Origin of the sequence: Rothia nasimurium, assembly GCF_928381705.1 — a bacterium.
GTDB classification, from domain to species: Bacteria; Actinomycetota; Actinomycetes; order Actinomycetales; family Micrococcaceae; genus Rothia; species Rothia nasimurium_G.
In genome coordinates, this window is the sequence record NZ_CAKMSR010000006.1 from 1 (window position 1) to 16880 (window position 16880).

11 protein-coding genes are annotated in these 16880 nt (G+C 63.1%); 6 read left to right on the top strand and 5 right to left on the bottom strand.

The features are described from left to right. Positions 1–49: 49 nt before the first annotated feature. A complete protein-coding gene (locus L6762_RS06175) occupies positions 50–1558 on the bottom strand; it encodes an amino acid permease (RefSeq protein ID WP_237186072.1) in 1509 nt (502 codons plus the stop codon). Positions 1559–1724: 166 nt separating this feature from the next. On the opposite strand from L6762_RS06175, the gene mutM reads away from it, so the two are divergent. Then, positions 1725–2678, top strand: a complete 954-nt coding sequence (gene mutM / locus L6762_RS06180; protein WP_237186073.1) for a bifunctional DNA-formamidopyrimidine glycosylase/DNA-(apurinic or apyrimidinic site) lyase — start codon at positions 1725–1727, stop codon at positions 2676–2678. A 143-nt stretch (positions 2679–2821) separates the two neighbouring features. Here the strand turns inward: mutM and L6762_RS06185 are convergent, their stop codons facing one another. From L6762_RS06185 to L6762_RS06195, 3 genes are read right to left on the bottom strand one after another with little or no spacing between them, the layout of a single operon-like run. Then, positions 2822–3886 carry an NAD-dependent epimerase/dehydratase family protein gene (locus L6762_RS06185; protein WP_237186074.1) on the bottom strand — a complete coding sequence of 355 codons (1065 nt, stop codon included), beginning with the start codon at positions 3884–3886 and terminating at the stop codon, positions 2822–2824. Further along, positions 3880–6597: an alpha/beta fold hydrolase gene (locus L6762_RS06190; RefSeq protein ID WP_237186075.1), complete on the bottom strand. Its 2718-nt coding sequence runs from the start codon at positions 6595–6597 to the stop codon at positions 3880–3882. The genes L6762_RS06185 and L6762_RS06190 overlap by 7 nt, the downstream gene beginning before the upstream one ends. 9 nt (positions 6598–6606) lie before the next feature. After that, positions 6607–7638, bottom strand: a complete 1032-nt coding sequence (locus tag L6762_RS06195; protein ID WP_237186076.1) for a 3-oxoacyl-ACP synthase III — start codon at positions 7636–7638, stop codon at positions 6607–6609. A 200-nt stretch (positions 7639–7838) separates the two neighbouring features. Here L6762_RS06195 and smc point away from each other — a divergent pair, with 200 nt between their 5' ends. Further along, positions 7839–11315 (top strand): chromosome segregation protein SMC, encoded by a 3477-nt coding sequence (smc, locus tag L6762_RS06200; protein ID WP_237186077.1) that lies wholly within the window; start codon positions 7839–7841, stop codon positions 11313–11315. A gap of 6 nt (positions 11316–11321) precedes the next feature. On the opposite strand, the gene L6762_RS06205 is transcribed toward smc, so the two are convergent. Next, positions 11322–12680 carry an MFS transporter gene (locus L6762_RS06205; protein WP_237186078.1) on the bottom strand — a complete coding sequence of 453 codons (1359 nt, stop codon included), beginning with the start codon at positions 12678–12680 and terminating at the stop codon, positions 11322–11324. 155 nt (positions 12681–12835) lie between these two features. Between L6762_RS06205 and ftsY the strand changes: the two genes are divergently transcribed. The 4 genes from ftsY to L6762_RS06225 all read left to right on the top strand — a co-directional run bounded on the left by ftsY (position 12836) and on the right by L6762_RS06225 (position 16810). After that, positions 12836–13939, top strand: coding sequence for a signal recognition particle-docking protein FtsY (gene ftsY / locus L6762_RS06210; protein WP_237186079.1), 1104 nt, complete (start codon positions 12836–12838; stop codon positions 13937–13939). Positions 13940–14224: 285 nt separating this feature from the next. Next, positions 14225–15481 (top strand): ammonium transporter, encoded by a 1257-nt coding sequence (locus L6762_RS06215; protein ID WP_237186080.1) that lies wholly within the window; start codon positions 14225–14227, stop codon positions 15479–15481. 14 nt (positions 15482–15495) lie between these two features. Next, a complete protein-coding gene (locus L6762_RS06220; protein WP_237186081.1) occupies positions 15496–15834 on the top strand; it encodes a P-II family nitrogen regulator in 339 nt (112 codons plus the stop codon). Positions 15835–15979: 145 nt separating this feature from the next. Then, entirely contained in the window at positions 15980–16810 is an 831-nt protein-coding gene (locus L6762_RS06225) for an exodeoxyribonuclease III (protein WP_237186082.1), read from the top strand. Positions 16811–16880 lie beyond the last annotated feature (70 nt).

Genomic DNA, 16880 nt, shown 5'->3' on the forward strand with positions numbered 1-16880 from the left:
GTGCCCCCCGCCCCTCTTGTCGTGCTACCTGGCTGATGCCTTGCTGCGGCTAGGGCAGGCTAATTTCGTCGTCCCTACCCACAATGTTGATAGAGGTGGTCTGGGTGGGAACCTGCTCTAAGTGCTCGGCTGCCAGAGCCCGTACTCGCTTGCGGACGGCCAGCCAACCAACCACCAGCACGGGCACTACCAGAATCATGGCTGCCAGGGCGTAGGTGCCGATGGGGTAGTCGAAGGCAATGAGTACCAGCACACCCACCAGGAAGGCCATGGTGAGCCAGTTGGTGACGGGTGCTAGGGGAGCCTGATACTCGGGGCGGACGCGCTCACCCCGGCGGGCCATGGCCACAAAGCGCTGGTGGGGTAGGGTGATGGCCATCCAGCCAATCACGATACAGACGGCTGAGATGTTGAGGACGATCTCAAAGGCCTCTGAGGGCTTCCAGTAGTTGATGGCTACACCGAGCAGGGCCACGGCGCCGGTGAGCAGGATACCGCCAATGGGTACGCCAGACTTGCTCATAGCCCCGGTGAAGCGGGGAGCTGAGCCGTTCATGGCCATGGAGTGGGTGATACGGCCTGTGGAGTAGAGGCCCGCGTTCAGCGATGAGGCCGCTGCGGTAATGACCACCAGCTGCATGATGGGGGCGGCGTAGTCCACACCGATGGAACCGAAGAAAGTCACGAAGGGAGATTCATCGGCCGAGTAGGCGTCGTAAGGTAGCAGCAGGGAGAGCAGCAGTACGGAGCCTACATAGAAGAGGGCAATACGCCAGACCACGGTGTTGATGGCCTTGGGGATAGCCTTGCGGGGGTCCTTAATTTCACCTGAGGCGGTACCAACTAACTCAATACCGGAGTAGGCGAAGATAACGCCCTGAGAGACAACCAGCGCTGCCATCAGGCCGTTGGGCAGGAAACCGGACTCGGCGATGTGGGTAAAGCCCACGGGCGAGCCGGTTGGGGTACCGAAGATAACAAAGAAGATACCGATGATCATGAAGAGCAGCAGGGAGCCGACCTTAATCAGGGCAAACCAGAACTCCAGTTCACCGAAGATCTTGACCGAAATCAGGTTCATCGATACCACCACAACAATGACGATGAGCGCCACAACCCACTGATCAATCTGCTCGATAGCAGGGATATACTGGCCAAACCAGTTGAAGTAGATAGCGATAGCGGTGGCGTCCACAATGGCGGTGGCGGCCCAGGAGAACCAGTACATCCAGCCCACGAAGAAGGCCCATTTTTCGCCGTAAAATTCGCGGGTGTAGCTAACGAAAGAGCCGGACGAGGGGCGGTAGCTGACCAGTTCACCCAGCTGCCGCAGAATCAGGTAGCCGAAGAAACCTGCAATCGCGTAGAGGAAGATGAGGGAGGGGCCAGCATCGTGCAGGCGTCCGCCCGCGCCGAGAAAGAGGCCGGTTCCGATAGACCCGCCCATGGCAATCATCTGAATCTGGCGGGGCTTGAGCCCCTGCTGGAAGCCCTCTTGCTCGTGGGCGAAGGACGGCACATCGGCGTGCTGCCCTCTGGGGGTTGGGGGTGTCGACAAAAGTCTCTCCTTGATACAGAAGGGTTGGTTCTGCCCCTGCCGCCCGCCATATATCAGTAGGCTGGTTGCAGGCGAGAATGCACAGGGTCTATTCTGCACCTGATATGTTCAAGATGTGGGCACCACGCGGTGCATATTTTTTCATTTTTCGAAAGGCGGAGTGAATATGCCAGAGTTACCCGAGGTCGAGGTGGTCCGCCGGGGCCTAGCCGGGCACATCCTCGGTGCGGTGCTGGAACGCGTGCAGGTAGTGGACGGACGCTCGGTGCGGCGCCACGAGGCCGGGCCGGTGGATTTCGAGCGGCTGCTGACGGGCCTGCGCGTGGCGGATGTGGCTAGACGCGGCAAGTACCTGTGGCTGCTCTTTGAGGGCAACGAAGAATTTGCCCTGGTCATTCACCTGGGCATGAGCGGCCAGGTTTTGCTTAAAGCCCCCGAGCTACCGGCAGAAAAACACCTCAAGGTGCTCATAGACTTAGCAGGAGCCACCGACGAGAGCGGGTGCGAAGCCCCGCTCACCCTGCGCTTTGTGGACCAGCGCATCTTCGGCGGCATGTTTGTAAGCCCCCTGCTCCCCGTACACAACGCCGCCGGGGAGCCGGTGCCGGGGGCGTCCGCGTCCGCACTGGGGCTACCCCTCATCCCGCAGGCCGTTGCCCACATCGCCCGCGACCCGCTCGACCCCCACTTCGACTTCGGGCAGTTCAGGCGCACCATGCTGGGCACCTCCACCGGCATCAAGAAGCTCCTGCTCGACCAAAGCGCCATTTCCGGGGTAGGCAATATCTACGCCGACGAAGCCCTATGGCGGGCCAGACTGCACTACGCCAAACCCGCCAAGAGCATCCCAGCCTCAACCGCCCGCGAACTGGTGGACGCCGCGCGCACCGTCATGCGGGATGCCCTAGCCCAGGGCGGCACCAGCTTCGATGCCCTCTACGTCAATGTCAACGGGGAGTCGGGCTACTTCGACAGGTCCCTCAATGCCTACGGGCAGGCAGGAAAACCCTGCCCCCGCTGCCTAGAGGCGGGGCGCACCTCGCTGATGGTGCGGGAACCCTTCGGAGGCAGGAGCTCATACCGGTGCCCTCACTGTCAGAGAAGACCTCGGGGCATGTAACAACATCAGGGAATAGAAAGTCAGGCAGAGCGCCTAGGCCAGCAACCCTCTTGGTCTCGCGCGGGGCGCTCGCCCAATTCACCGCCAGCCCCGGTCCAGCTGGCTGTCGGCGCTCTGCCTACCTATTCGAAAAGGGCTAGTTATTAGTTCCTACGAAATCTACGTCCGTAGTAGTCGCCCAGCCGCTCATACCCTTCCTCCAGGGAGACGGCAGGAGACCAGTCCAGGAGTTTCCGGGTGGTGCGCTGGTCGAACCAGTGGGCGGTGGACAGCTGCTCGGCTAAGAAAGAGGTCAGCGGGGGAATCTGTCCGGGGGCACAACGGGCCCAGGCCTTTTCCATCACCAAACCCAGCCCATAGGCCACGGACGCCGGCAGTGAGTAGGCCGGGGGTTTGACGCCGCAGGCGGTACACATGCCGGCGATAATCTCACCGACCGGGCGGGGCTGGCCGTTGGTAACCACCAGGGGTACCCCGCGAATCGCTTCCAGGCGCTGGTAGCCGCGTACGAAAGCGTCCGCCCCGTTATCGATGTAGAGGGTGTCAATCATGGCGGTGCCCTGGTTGAGTAGGGGCAGACGGCCTGCGGCGGCGCGTTCTAGGACGCGCTCCACCAGCTGGGTATCGCCGGGGCCCCAGACAATGTGGGGGCGCAGCACACCCACCCAGAAGTCGTCCGCATTGTAGCTTAGGGCCAGCAGCTCAGACTCGGCCTTAGACCGGGCATAGTTACCGCGGGCCTGGTCGGGGCTAGCGGGCGGGTTACCTTCGCCCACGATGGAGGCTCCAGTGTGGGCTACAGAGGGCGAAGAGGTGTGCAGGAACTTGCCGATACCGACTGTGCGGGCAGCCTCAAGCAGGGTGCGGGTGCCCTCGACGTTGACCTGCCGGTAGTCCTCCCAGTCCCCGACCACAGATACCTTAGCGGCCAGATGGATAATCCCCTGAACACCGGTAACAGCCCGGCGCACCGCCAGCTGGTCGGTGAGGGAACCCTGCACCTGGTCGAAGCGGTCGGCTAGGTGGGCAGGGAGCATTTGGGCTATACCGGAGTCCCCGCGCTGGAAGGCCCGCACAGCATACCCTGCCCTCAGCAGGGCAAAGACAACCTCACGGCCCAGAAGCCCAGAGGCGCCGGTGACCAGTACCCGCTCAGACCGGGCAGGCTGGCAGACCTCGGGGGTAAGGGGACGCAGTGAAACTACCACGCGATAACCCCCTTTCCCAGACGGGCCTTTTTCCCCTGGAGGAGTTGCTCAGCCCAGGCAGCAAGAACCGGGCGGTCAATCTTCGAGTTGTGTCGCACATCGGTGGGGTGCTCAGCAACAACCAGCACAGCCGATACCTCTACACCGGTCTCAGCCAGTACCCGCTCCCGCACCCGCTGGGCCAGGTCAGCCGGAGCCAGGCCGTTGCGGGTCTTCTTGCCCCGGAAGGTGGGGCCAACCTCGGCCACGATGAGGACGGACGCCGCCCCGGCCGGGCCGGTAGCAACAGCGGCTGCCCGGCGCACCTCAGCATCGAGCTCGGCAGCCTGTTCCAGGGCAACCGGGGTGAGTACGCCCTGGGCGGTCACCAGCACGTGGGCAAGGCGGCCCTCAACCCAGAGGCGTCCGCTGGCATCGAAATGCCCCACATCGCCGGTGCGGTGCCAGCCGGGGGTGGCGCTGGAAGCGCGTTCGGTGATCCAGAGGGTGTCGTAGCGGTCCTTGATGTGCGGGGCTGCTACCAGAATTTCACCGGTGATACCGGGCTCGGTGGTGACCTCGGTTGAGGCGGTTCCATCCGGCAGCAGGGGAGCGATCTGCAGGGCTGCCCCGTGGACGGGGGTGCCAACGCAGACACCGCCGCCAGCGCCGAGGAGCCCGGCTGCCGCGTCCTGCTCGGCCTGCTGAATCTGGTCGTAGGAGACGTCGGTGGTGGGCAGGGACTCGGTCATGCCGTAGGGGGTGTGCAGGGAAGCTGCCGGCAGCAGGGTCTGCAGGCGGGCCAGCAGGGGAGAGGTAATGGGAGCCCCGGCGGAGAGCAGGGTGGTGACCTGCCCCAGGGCAGAGCGCTGCTGGCTGCTCAGGCCATCGACGGTCTCGAGCACGTTCATCAGGGCTGCCGGTGAAGCAAAGACCGTGGTTGCCCCAATTGCAGAAGCTGCCGATGCCAGGGCGGCGGCGGTGAGGGTCTTAGGTTTGGTGACGTCCATGGCCGGGGTGACAGAGGTGGCTCCCAGGGCCGGGCCCAGCAGGGCGAAGGGGGCAAAGCCCGCCACCAGACCGCTGCCGGCAGCCAGATCGTAGGTGGCTGCGATGGTATCCCGCATAGCCGCCAGCTGGCGGTGGGTGTAGACCACGCCCTTAGCCGGGCCGGTGGAGCCTGACGTGTAGAGGATGGCGGCGTCCGCATCGGGGTCAGGGTCGGCTACCGTAAAAATCTCAGGGGCTGCAAAGTCATCGACCGCACCCACCACGCCCAGGGCCCGGGCAGCGGCAGCGGGGAGGGAACCGGCCGCAATGCGCTGGCCAGGCCAGCCCAGGGTACGGGCCAAGGTGAGGGCAGCCGGAATACCGATGAGCCAGGACGGGCGGGCCCCCTTGAGCGCGCGCGTCAGCCCCGCAGCGCCCAAGCCGGTATCGGCTACAACGATCACGGCCCCAATCTTGAGGCAGGCGTAGATGAGGGTGGTGAGTTTAATGCCGGGTGGCACCAGCAGATTGACCCGGTCGCCGGGCTTCACCCCGAGCCGGTGCAGGCCAGAGGCAACCCGGTCTACCTCGGAAGCCAGTTCAGCCCACGAGAGCTGGGCGGCTACCTCGGTGCCATCCCCCTTGCTGCTCATATCAACGATAGCGAGGGTGGTGTCGTCCGCCCGGTCTGCCAGCTCAGCTCCCATGGGGCGGTAATGAGCGGACGCCGGTACCCGGGCAGCGCGCGCGGTGAGGTGGAGGTCCCGCTGGGTCGTGCCGGTGACGAAGTGCTCGGTCAGCCAGGCCAGAATGGGGGTGGCGATGTCTTCATCTTCGGCAACCAGGTGGCTGGCGGTTTCAAAACGGTGGATGTCGGCCTGCGGCAGGCGGGTAGCCAGGTCGGCCATGTAACGGCGCTGGAAGACCGGGTCTTTAGTACCCCAGAGCATCAGGGCAGGCAGGTTAAGGTCTGTAATACCTTCGGCAACAGAGACCATGGGGCGGTAGCTGGCAGCCGCCTCGGTTGCCGGTATGTCGGCCACGAAATTCCGCACGCCCACCCGGTGCTCGGCGGTGGTGTAGGGCAGCTTGTAGGCCTTCTTGACCGCAGCATCAAGCCCGCCCTGGGCCAGACCCAGAGTCACGTCGATAAAGGCGGTTGATTTTTCGGTCGCCCAGGAATGCAGTGCCGGGTTGAGGGCTGCCTGCAGGGCGACCGGGATTTTCTCACCGGCGTCATGAAAAACAGCGGTGTTGGTCAGCATGACACCCGAGACAATCTCACGGTGGCGCAGGGCCCACCCCAGCGAGATCAGCCCGCCCCAGTCATGGGCCAGCGTGACAAGGGGCAGGTCGGTAGTGTCAAGCCCAAGCGCGGCCGTAAAATCACCGAGGTCAGCAATGCGGTCTGAAAGCGAACGGGTCAGGCCGGTGCGCTCCGAATAGCCCATATCGAGCTGGTCTACCGCTACCACGCGCCAGGGCTGCTCGGCATCAGTGGCGGCAGCGATAACCGACCGCCAGAGATAGGACCAGGTGGGGTTACCGTGCACCGCCAGTACGGTACCGACCGGGGTGCGCCCGGCGGCCTCGAGCGCCGGGCCATTATCGAGGTAGTGCCAGCGGCGGCTAGCCCCGGCTTCTTCTACCGGGGCGGACGCGGGCACCTGCACCTGCTGGGACCAGGCAGGGTCAACGCCGGGCCAGAGGGCAGGAACAGGAGTGAGCTGAGAAAACGTCATAGCGGCCCCCTACCAGGTGATTTCCATGAGCGCGGTATTCAGGCCGGAGCCCACACCCATGCAGAGAATACGGTCACCGGCTACGAAGTGGGCGCTTTCCTCAGCCAGGGTCATGGGAAGGGCGGCTGCCGCCACGTTACCCCAGACCGGGAAGGTCATGGGGATGCGCTCGCGGTCGATACCCACGGCCTCAATAATGGCGTTGGTGTGGGCGTTAGAAATTTGGTGGGTTACGTAGGAGCGCATGTTGCCCCAGTCCCAGCCGTTCTGGTGGGCTTCTTCCCAGGCCTCAGCGACCAGCTGCAGGCCGTGCTTGAGCAGACCCGCGGCGTCCGTATTCATCCCCTGGTCGGCTTCACCGCCAATGCAGAGGTTGCGGTGCTCGGTTCCCGCGCGGGAAACCGAACCGACAATCTTGTGGCCAGCGGGGTGCAGGTCGGAGCGGCCAATGACGGCGGCTGCGGCTCCCGAGCCCAGGGTCAGGGTGGCGAACTGGGCCAGCACGTCGTCTCGGGTTGAATCGGGGCGGTTCAGCTGGCGCAGGGCGGTGGCATGCCAGGGGGAGGGGTCTTCGCCGTCGACGATGAGGGCGTAGTCGATAGCCCCGGCATCAATCATGGTGGCGGCAACCGTAATGCCGTTGACGAAGCCCAGGCAGGCGTTGGTGATATCGAAGTTCAGGGCGTGGCGGGGCAGGCCCAGGCGGTCGTGAATACCCACGGCCACGGCCGGTTCAAAATTATCGCGGGTGACCGAGGTGTTAATAATCAGCCCGATTTGTTCCTTGCTGATACCGGCCTGGGCGATAGCCTGCTCAGCAGCCTGCACCGCGCCGTCCTCAAAATGCATGGAAGTGCCCCAGGAGCGGCGCTCGCTAATACCGGCGAGGCGCTCGAGTAGACCCTTGGGCATCCTCAGTCGCTTGTAGGTGGCCGCTAGTTGCTCGTCAAAGTAGGAGCTGGTGACGACCTCCGGCGGTAGCACCCTGGTTACCGATAGCAGGGAGGCGTTCTTGTGGCGAATATCTGAATTAGCGGTCAATCTACTCTTCTAGCCTTAGTGCGGATTTGGGTAAGCCCTTATTTGAAGAAACAGGGCACTTTTTCAATAATATGCCCCGGCGGGGCAGGTGCGGTGATTGATGGTGCGGGTTCATCTCACACCGAACAGGGGCGCGGGCCTGCGGTAAAGTGGTAAGCCGACCCAAACCTGTTTTTACCCAACCGATGGGGCCCACCACTATGTACCTAAAATCTTTGACCGTGCGCGGCTTTAAGTCTTTTGCGTCGGCCACCGTGTTTGAGTTTGAGCCGGGCTTGAATGTGCTGGTGGGGCCGAACGGGTCGGGTAAGTCGAACGTGGTGGATGCCCTTGCCTGGGTGATGGGTGCCCAGGGGGCTAAGCAGCTGCGCGGCGGCGCCATGAAGGACGTCATTTTTGCTGGCGGTGGTTCCCGCGGTGCGCTGGGGCGCGCCAGGGTTGAGCTGGTGATTGATAACGAGGACGGCGCCCTGCCGCTGCCTCATGCTGAGATTCGGCTTTCGCGCACCATGTTTTCTGCAGGCGGTTCTGAGTACGAGATTAACGGGGAGCCTGCCCGTCTGGCTGATGTGCAGGACTTACTGGCGGACGCCGGTGTGGGCCGGGAACTCTACACCCTGGTGGGGCAGGGGCAGGTCGATAAGATTTTGCACGGCACCGCTGATGACCGGCGCGAGCTGATTGAGCAGGCTGCCGGCTTGCTCAAGCACCGTAAGCGCCAGGCGAAGACCGCGAGCAAGCTTGATGATTTGAAGACCAATCTTGACCGGCTGGAGGATCTAGCCGGTGAGCTGGCTGAGCAGCTGGAAGGACGCCGGGAGCAGGCTGACGCGGCCCGGGCAGCTAGCGAGGTGGCGGGCCGTGTTCGTAGCTTGACCGCTGATCTTCTGGCTCATGACGCGCGTGCCATGATGCAGGAGCGGGAGGCCGAGCATGCCGCTGGCCAACAGGCTGAGGCTGCCCGCCTACGGGCGCAGGAGCGCAGCCGCACCCTCGAGGGGCAGCTGGGGGAGTTGGCCAAGGCCCGGCAGGTAGCCCAGCAGGCACTTGATGAGGCCACCCAGCGCCGTACCTCCTTGAAAGAGGTGGCCCACCTGGTGGAGACGGTTCAGCTGGTGGCTGCTGAACGTTTGTCCGCCTCCCACCACGAGGAAGAAGACCAGGACGCCGCCACCCGCCTAGATTCGGCCCAGCAGGCCTGTGCCCGGGAGGAAGAAAACCTTGAACGGGCCCGGGAGGCGGGGAAAGCGGCTGAAGAAGAACTTACCGCTGCCCACTCTGCCCTAGAAAAGGCTCGGGTGGAGCAGAGCACGGCCCAGCAGGCACTGGCTACGGCCGACCAGCAGGTGCGGGACTATAAGGAGAACCTGTCGCAGCTCACCGCCCAGCTGGCTACCGCCCGCGTAGCTTTTGAGCGAGCCGGTGAAGAGGCCGCCCGTCGGGTGGCTGAGTATGCCGAGGCTAAAGAGCAGGGGGCTTCAGCCGGTGCTGATACCGAGCGGGCCCAGGCCGCCGTGAACGGCTACCGGGAGCAGCTAGAGCGGGCCGAAGCCGAAGAAGAAAACCTGCGTCGGGCGCGGCAGCGGGCGAGCGAAGCGGTGGAGTCCAGCCGCAAAGAACTGCATCAAGCTCAGGTAAAGCTTCATGCTGCTCAAGCTCGCTGCGAGGCCCTTGAGGCGGCCTGGCAGCATGACGATGCCGAAAGTGGCGATAGTGAAGGTCTCCGCCAGCAGGCCCTGGAGCAGGGAGCTCAGGAACTTATTTCTCTACTTGAGATTGAAGATACCTGGCAGGCTGCTGTGGCTGCTGCCTTGGGCCCCTATCTGAGGGCCCTCACCCTGACGAGCGGTGAGTCCCTGCCCGCTGGAGTAACCCAGCTTTATTCCTTTGAGGGTGACATTGAGCAGATTGACCTGCATGAACTATCTACATCTCAAGCTGAGGTTTATCAAGCCCGCCCGCTGGCGGACGTCCTGACCGCACCGCAGGCCCTCAGCCGCGCTCTCGCTGTGCTCACCGCTGATACCTACCTGACTCCCGATCAAGAAGCCGCCCGCGCCCTGGTAGCTGCCCACCCGGGCGTCCGCGCTGTGACCCCCGACGGTACCGTGCTGACCGCAGGCTCAACCCTCTACCCCTCCCAAGAGCGACCCCTGACTGAACGCTACGCTGAACTCACCCGAGCTCAACAGACCCACCGGGAGCTTGCCCAGCAACAGGAGCAGGCAGAGAGAGCCCACCAGCAGGCCGAAGAAGTACTAAAGACTGCCCAGGAGGCTGAAAAAGCCCAGGCCCGCACCACCGGTTCACTCACGGCCCAGCTAACTGCCGCCCGGGCAGACCTTGCCACCCTCACCGGCCGGGCAGAAAGCTCACAGGCGGCCCTTGACCGTCTGCAAGAAGCTGCAACCCGCGCTGAAGAAGCCCAGAAAGAGACCCAAAGGCACGTGGAGGCCGCCCAAGAGGCCTTGGCTCGGGCTCGCAGCACGGAGCCCCAAGCCGACAGTGCTACCCTGCGCGAGGCCGTCCGCACCGCAGAAAAAACCCTGGTCGCAGCCCAGGAGGCTAAAACCCTCGCCGAGGCTACAGCAATCTACGCCCGCGAAAAAGAGGAAGCTGCCCAGGCCCGTCTCACTCAGGCCCAAGAAGCCCTGGCCGCCCTCGAAAAGGCTGAGGAAGCTCGTCAGCTGCGTCAACAAGAGGCCGCTGACACCGGGCATCGTGCCCGCAGGGTAGCTGCCTGCGCCAAGGCTCTGGCACTGGCCCTCGCGCAGGTGGAGAGCCAAGAGAACGAAGAACACAGTAAGGCCCTGGCCCGTGCTGAGCAGGCCCAGCAGACCCTCACTGCCACCCGCGAAGAACTGGCCGGGGCCCAGACATCGCTGGCTGCTGCCCTAACCCTGCAGGCTGAATCGTCGGCCCAGGGCGCCCGCGTTGAAGCCCGCTGGGAAGCCCTGACCCAGCGGATAGATAGCGAATTGGGGCTCAGCCTTGAGGCCCTGCTAGAGAGCCGCAAGGCCGGTGACCTGCCCCGGGAGGATATCGAGACTGACCTTGCGGCGGCCGAGGCAGAGCTGGCCCGCCTGGGAGTTATCAACCCCCTGGCCCTTGAAGAATATGAGGCCCTCGAACAGCGCCATAGCTACCTGCGCCAGCAGATTAAAGACATCAAGACCTCGCGGGCAGACCTGCGGGCCGTGATGAAGGACGTGACCGGCCAGATTGAAACCTCTTTCAATCGGGCACTGGCCGATGTGCAGGTGGAGTTCAGTCGAATCTTTGCCCTGCTCTTTCCCGGCGGCCAGGCCGAACTGGTGCTGGCTGACCCCAACGACCTTGAGCACAGCGGGCTTGATATCCGAGTGACACCGGCCGGTAAGAAGGTCACCCGTCTTTCCCTGCTCTCTGGCGGCGAGCGCACCCTGGCCTCTCTGGCCCTGCTCCTGGCGGTTTTTATGGCCCAGCCTGCCCCCTTCTATGTGCTGGATGAGGTAGAAGCTGCGCTTGATGACCGTAACCTGGGCCGTCTGCTGGAGGTGCTAGGGCAGCTGCGGGAGAAGTCCCAGCTGCTGATGATTACCCACCACCAGCGCACCATGGCCCAGGCCGATACCCTTTACGGCATCACCATGCGGCAGGGGGTATCAAGCGTACTCTCGCACCGCCTGGCGGACTAGGGCAAGCTACTTGCCGGTGTAGCCTTCGTCGGCTATGTCTACCGGGAACTTGGGGCGGTAGCCGGGGAACCAGCCAACAGCCGCAAGAAGAAGTAGAGCACCGGCCACGATAAAGGCGGGGAAGAAGCCCCAGGCGTCGATGATAAAGCCAGCTACGAGCGGGCCGACGATCAGGCCGATGTCTGAGACCATTTGGTAGTAGGCCAGGGGCTGACCGCCTGAGCGCTTGTTGCCCACAATGTCTGATACAGCAGCCTGCAGGGAGGGGCCGAGCAGGGCCGAGGCAATGCCCAGAAGTACGGCTGCCCCCACAAAGACAACCGGGTTGGTAATCAGGCCAAAGACGATGGTGACGATACCTGCCAGAATTAGCCCGGAAAAGACCATGGGGCGGCGGCCAATCTTATCGCCCATTTTGCCCGAGTAAATCTGGATTAGGGCGTTACCGGCTGCGTAGGTTGCCAGGGTGAAACCTGCCAGCTTGGCTCCGGCAGCGGCGGCATCGTAGCCGGCTTCACCGGCGTGCAGGTTAGCTAGGAGGGCTACGGCGGCGAGGGGAACTACGGTGGACTGTAGGCCGAAGACGCTCCACCCTACCGCCAGGTTGGTCACGAGGGCTGCTTTGAAGTTGGTGAACTTCAGTGCGTCGGCCAGCTTGAGTTCGGGCTTGGGTACGGCGATACCCTGGGTGTTGAGGTTGACCTCTTGCGGCTCGTCCTTGAGCTGGGTGAGCACTACCAGGGCAGCACACAGGAGCATTGCCGCATAGACAAAGAAGGGCACCCGCATACCCAGGGACGAGGCCGCTGCCCCCAGCACGGGCCCCAAAATATTGCCCAGCAGGAAGGACGTAGCAAAGTAGCCCGAGACCTTACCCCGAATCGTCGGGGGTGAGTTGCGCACCAAGATGCCCATGGCGGCCACGGTAAACATGACGGAGCCGGTGCCACCGACAATGCGGGAGGCAATGAGCATGGGGTAGTTAACTGAAAGTCCGGCTCCAATGGATCCCAGCCCCACAATAATGAGGCCCGCCGAGTAGATGCGGCGCTCGCCGAAGCGGGAGATGAGGCGTCCGGACGCCGGCGCGAAAGCCAGGCGCGAGAGGGCGAAGGCTGAGACAACGAAGGTCGCTGCCATGGCTCCCACATCGAAGCTACGGGCAAAGCCGGGGAGCACGGGGGCGACCAGGCCGTAGCCGAGGGCAATGAGGAATGAGGCCGCAATCAGGACCTTGATTTGGGTCGGCACCTTGACGGTTTCTTTGGTGTGGGGCTTTTGGTTGCGGCTTTCCTGCCGTACGGATTCGGGGATGATGGGGATGGCCCCGGTGTCCATGGAGGGGGTGGGGATGTGGTTGCTCATGCGCTTGTGCTCTGCTGCTTCTATGCTGCGTGTATCTGTCTGAAAAGTATCTTAGCTCACAATGCCCGCCGGTGTGGGGTGGCAGTGTGCAGAAGTGCATTCTACTCCCATCGCTGGGGCTGTATGGGGCGGGGAGAATATGGCAAGCTAGAAGGGTGAATGATTCTCTAACTCTCATTGTGTACATACTTCTCGGTGTGCTGATTCTAGGTGGCGTGCTCGCGGTTCTGCTGCGCGGCCCTAAGGCCCCTAATGAAGGCTACGAGGGCACCCGCGATGCCGATGACCTCCCCGCAGATAGCGCTGACGGGCCGGTCACTACTATCGAGCGTCCGGCGTCCGCCCAAGGCCGCCTGGTGCGCCTACGCGCCCGCCTCTCGCGCTCCAATAACCTGCTGGGCAAGGGCCTGCTGGCCCTGCTGTCCCGCGACAAGATTGACCAGGACGTCTGGGATGAGGTTGAAGAGACCCTGCTCCTGGCAGATCTGGGTGCCGAGCCCTCGGCCCGCCTGGTAGAGGCCCTGCAGCAGCGTGTGCGCGTGGAGGGCACTGAGAATCCCGCCCACGTCAAGCAGATGCTGCGTGAGGAGCTTCTTTCAATCGTGGGTGAAGATACCGATCGCTCCCTGGCCCTGGACGGCACAGACGGCAACCCCGGCGTCGTGCTGGTCGTTGGTGTAAACGGCGTGGGTAAGACCACCACCGTGGGCAAGCTGGCCCGCGTGATGGTCGCTGAAGAGAAGAACCTCCTGCTGGGTGCCGCCGACACCTTCCGCGCGGCAGCTGCCGACCAGCTCCAGACCTGGGGCGATCGCGTAGGGGTCGACACCGTCCGCTCCGATAAGGACGGCGCCGACCCGGCTTCCGTTGCCTTCGAGGCTATCCGCGAGGGCAAGGCCCGCGGCGTCGATACCGTCATGATTGACACCGCCGGACGCCTGCAAAACAAGGCCGGCCTGATGGACCAGCTGGGCAAAATCAAGCGCGTGGTCGAGAAAGAAGCCCCGGTCACCGAGGTGCTCCTGGTCATTGACGCCACCACCGGCCAGAACGGCATGATCCAGGCCAAGGTCTTCTCCGAGGTCGTTCAGATTACCGGTATCGTGCTGACCAAGCTTGACGGCTCAGCCAAGGGCGGCATCGTGGTCGCTATCCAGGAAGAGCTGGGTGTGCCCGTCAAGCTCATCGGCCTGGGCGAAGGCCCCGACGACCTGGCGCCCTTCGAGCCTGGTGCCTTCGTTGACGCCCTCCTCGACTAAAGCGCAACCTAAGCTCATCAAGGAACCGGGGGAACTGTTTCAAACAGTTCCCCCGGTTTTTTCATACCCGCCTAGAGGGCCGGTAACCTGCCCGTTACTGCCCGAAACACCCCTGTAACCCCTGTTTTCATACCCGCAACACGGGGAGGGCACCTGTAACCAGGGCGAAACTCCACGCGCAAGCAGCCGAAACACGCGCAGAGAACAATAGAACCTGTCAACACACCAAGAGCCGGTCTACCGGCACACAGGTTTTCTATACGGGTTTTGAAAGGGGTAACAGGCATGGAACTCACCGCCAGTGATGTTTGGACCGTGGTCGCCGCGGCACTTGTTCTGTTCATGACACCGGGTCTCGCTCTCTTCTACAGCGGTATGACGCGAGCCAAGTCAGCACTCAACATGATGATGATGTCGGTCATCTCAATGGGTCTCGTCGGCGTGTGCTGGGTGCTGTGGGGCTACAGCATGAGCGGGGGAGACGCCCTCATCCACGACATCGTCGGCTCACCCTTCAACGATTTTGGCCTATCAGCGACCCTTGCGGACGGCGGTACCAACCTCCTCTCGGTAGCCTTCAGCTCCACCTTCGCTATCATCGCGGTGGCTATCATCTCAGGATCTATCGCAGACCGAGCCCGCTTCGGCGCCTGGTGCATCTTCGTGCCCCTCTGGCTCACCCTGGTCTACTGCCCCCTGGCCTTCATGGTGTGGGGCGGCGGCCTCTTCGGTGAAGAGGGCTTCATCGGGTCCATGTTCGGCGAAGCCATCGACTTTGCAGGTGGCCTGGTAATTCACATCAACGCCGGTGTCGCCGGTCTCATCCTGGCCCTGGTGCTGGGTGCCCGCAAGGGCTTTGGTGAAGACCCCAACCAGCGCCCCCACTCCCTGCCCCTGGTCATGCTCGGTGCAGCTATCCTCTGGTTTGGCTGGTTCGGCTTCAACGTGGGGGCTGCTGCGGACGGCGCCCAGGCAGGCCTGATCTGGGTCAACACCCTTGCTGCCCCGGCAGCTGCCATGCTCGGCTGGGCCCTGCTTGAACGAATCCGCGACGGTCATGTGACCTCCCTGGGTGCGGCGTCCGGCCTGGTCTCTGGCCTGGTTGCTATCACCCCGGCCTGCGCCAACGTTGACCCGGTCGGTGCCCTGGCCCTGGGCTTTATCTCGGGTATCGCCTCAGGCTGGGCTGTGGGCCTCAAGTACCGCTTCGGCTACGACGATTCTCTTGACGTAGTGGGTGTACACCTGGTCTCCGGCCTCATCGGCACCCTGGCCCTCGGTTTTATCGCAACCCCGGCCACCGGAACCGCCGGTCTCTTCTACGGTGGCGGTCTAGGCCTGCTGGTCACCCAGACCGTAGCAACCCTGATTTCTATGGCCTACTGCGCGGTTGTGACCCTGCTGATTGTGATCCCGATTCACCGCACCATGGGCTTCCGGGTCAGCGAGAAGCAGGAGGTCCAGGGGATCGACCTGGCTCAGCACGCTGAAACCGCCTACGCCATGTCGAGCGGCACCTCCGGTGCCTTCGCTAAAAACTAGAGGGAGTTCACGCCATGAAACTCATTACCGCTTTGATTCAGCCCGAAAAATTTGACGATATCCGCCAGGCCCTTGAAAACTTTGGGGTCGACGGGATGACGGTCTCAGAAGCCCAGGGCTACGGACGCCAGCACGGGCACGTAGAGGTCTACCGCGGCAAGGAATACGACATTCGTCTGATTCCTAAGGTTCGCCTGGAAATCCTGGCGGACGCTGACCGGGCCGAGGACATCATCGACCTCATTATCGCCACCGCCAATACCGGTAGCGCCGGGGACGGCAAAATCTGGGTGAGCAGCGTGGACGAGGTAGTTCGAGTCCGCACCGGAGAACGCGGCGTCTCCGCCATCTAAACACAAGCGACATGCACATCTAGGGCAGACCCATGGGTTCGTGGGTCTGCCCTTACTTTTTGCAGTCTGGGTAGGAGAGCTGGCAGAGAGGGGCGGACGTGGGTCAGGGCGGCGGGGGGGGGGAGCACCGGGTAGACTAGGGGGCATGAAACTTGTCTCCTGGAATGTTGATTCACTCAATGCTGCACTCACCAGTGAGTCGGCCCGTGCCCTGCTCTCCCGCGATGTCTTTGCCTCCATCGCCCTGCTGAACCCCGACGTCCTTGCCCTGCAAGAAACCAAGCTCTCGGCCAAGGGGCCCACCAAGAAGCATCTCGAAGCCCTGCACGCCTACTTCCCCGACTACAAGATTGCCTGGGTATCTTCCGACGAACCCGCCCGCAAGGGGTACGCGGGTACCATGTTCCTCTACAAACAGGAGCTAGAGCCCACCGTCACCTACCCCCGCCTCGCAGCGCCCACCACCATGGACGCCGAAGGCCGCATGATCACCCTAGAATTTGATAATTTCTACGTCACCCAGGTCTACACCCCCAACGCCTCAGATGGCCTGCGCCGCCTACCTGACCGCCAAATCTGGGATTCCCTCTATGCCGACTACCTTGCCAGCCTAGATGCCTCTAAGCCGGTGCTGGCAACCGGCGACTTCAATGTCGCCCACACCGAAATTGACCTGGCCAACCCCAAGGCCAACCGCCGTTCCCCCGGCTTTACCGACGAGGAGCGTGAGGGCTTCACCCACATTCTCTCGCGCGGCTTCACCGACACCTTCCGCCACCTGCACGGCGACGTCACCGGGGCTTACACCTGGTGGGCCCAGCGCTCGCGCACCTCAAAGATCAACAACACCGGCTGGCGCATCGACTACTGGCTGGTATCTGACCGGGTAGCTGAGAAGGTGAGGGCCTCTGAGATGATTGATTCTGGCCCGCGCCAGGACCACACCCCGATTCTCCTCGATATTGACCTGGACTAGGTAAAGACTCACCTGCCTGTTGATAGGCCCGAGAGCGCCCTGTACTCCAGGGTCTCTCGGGCTTTGCCGT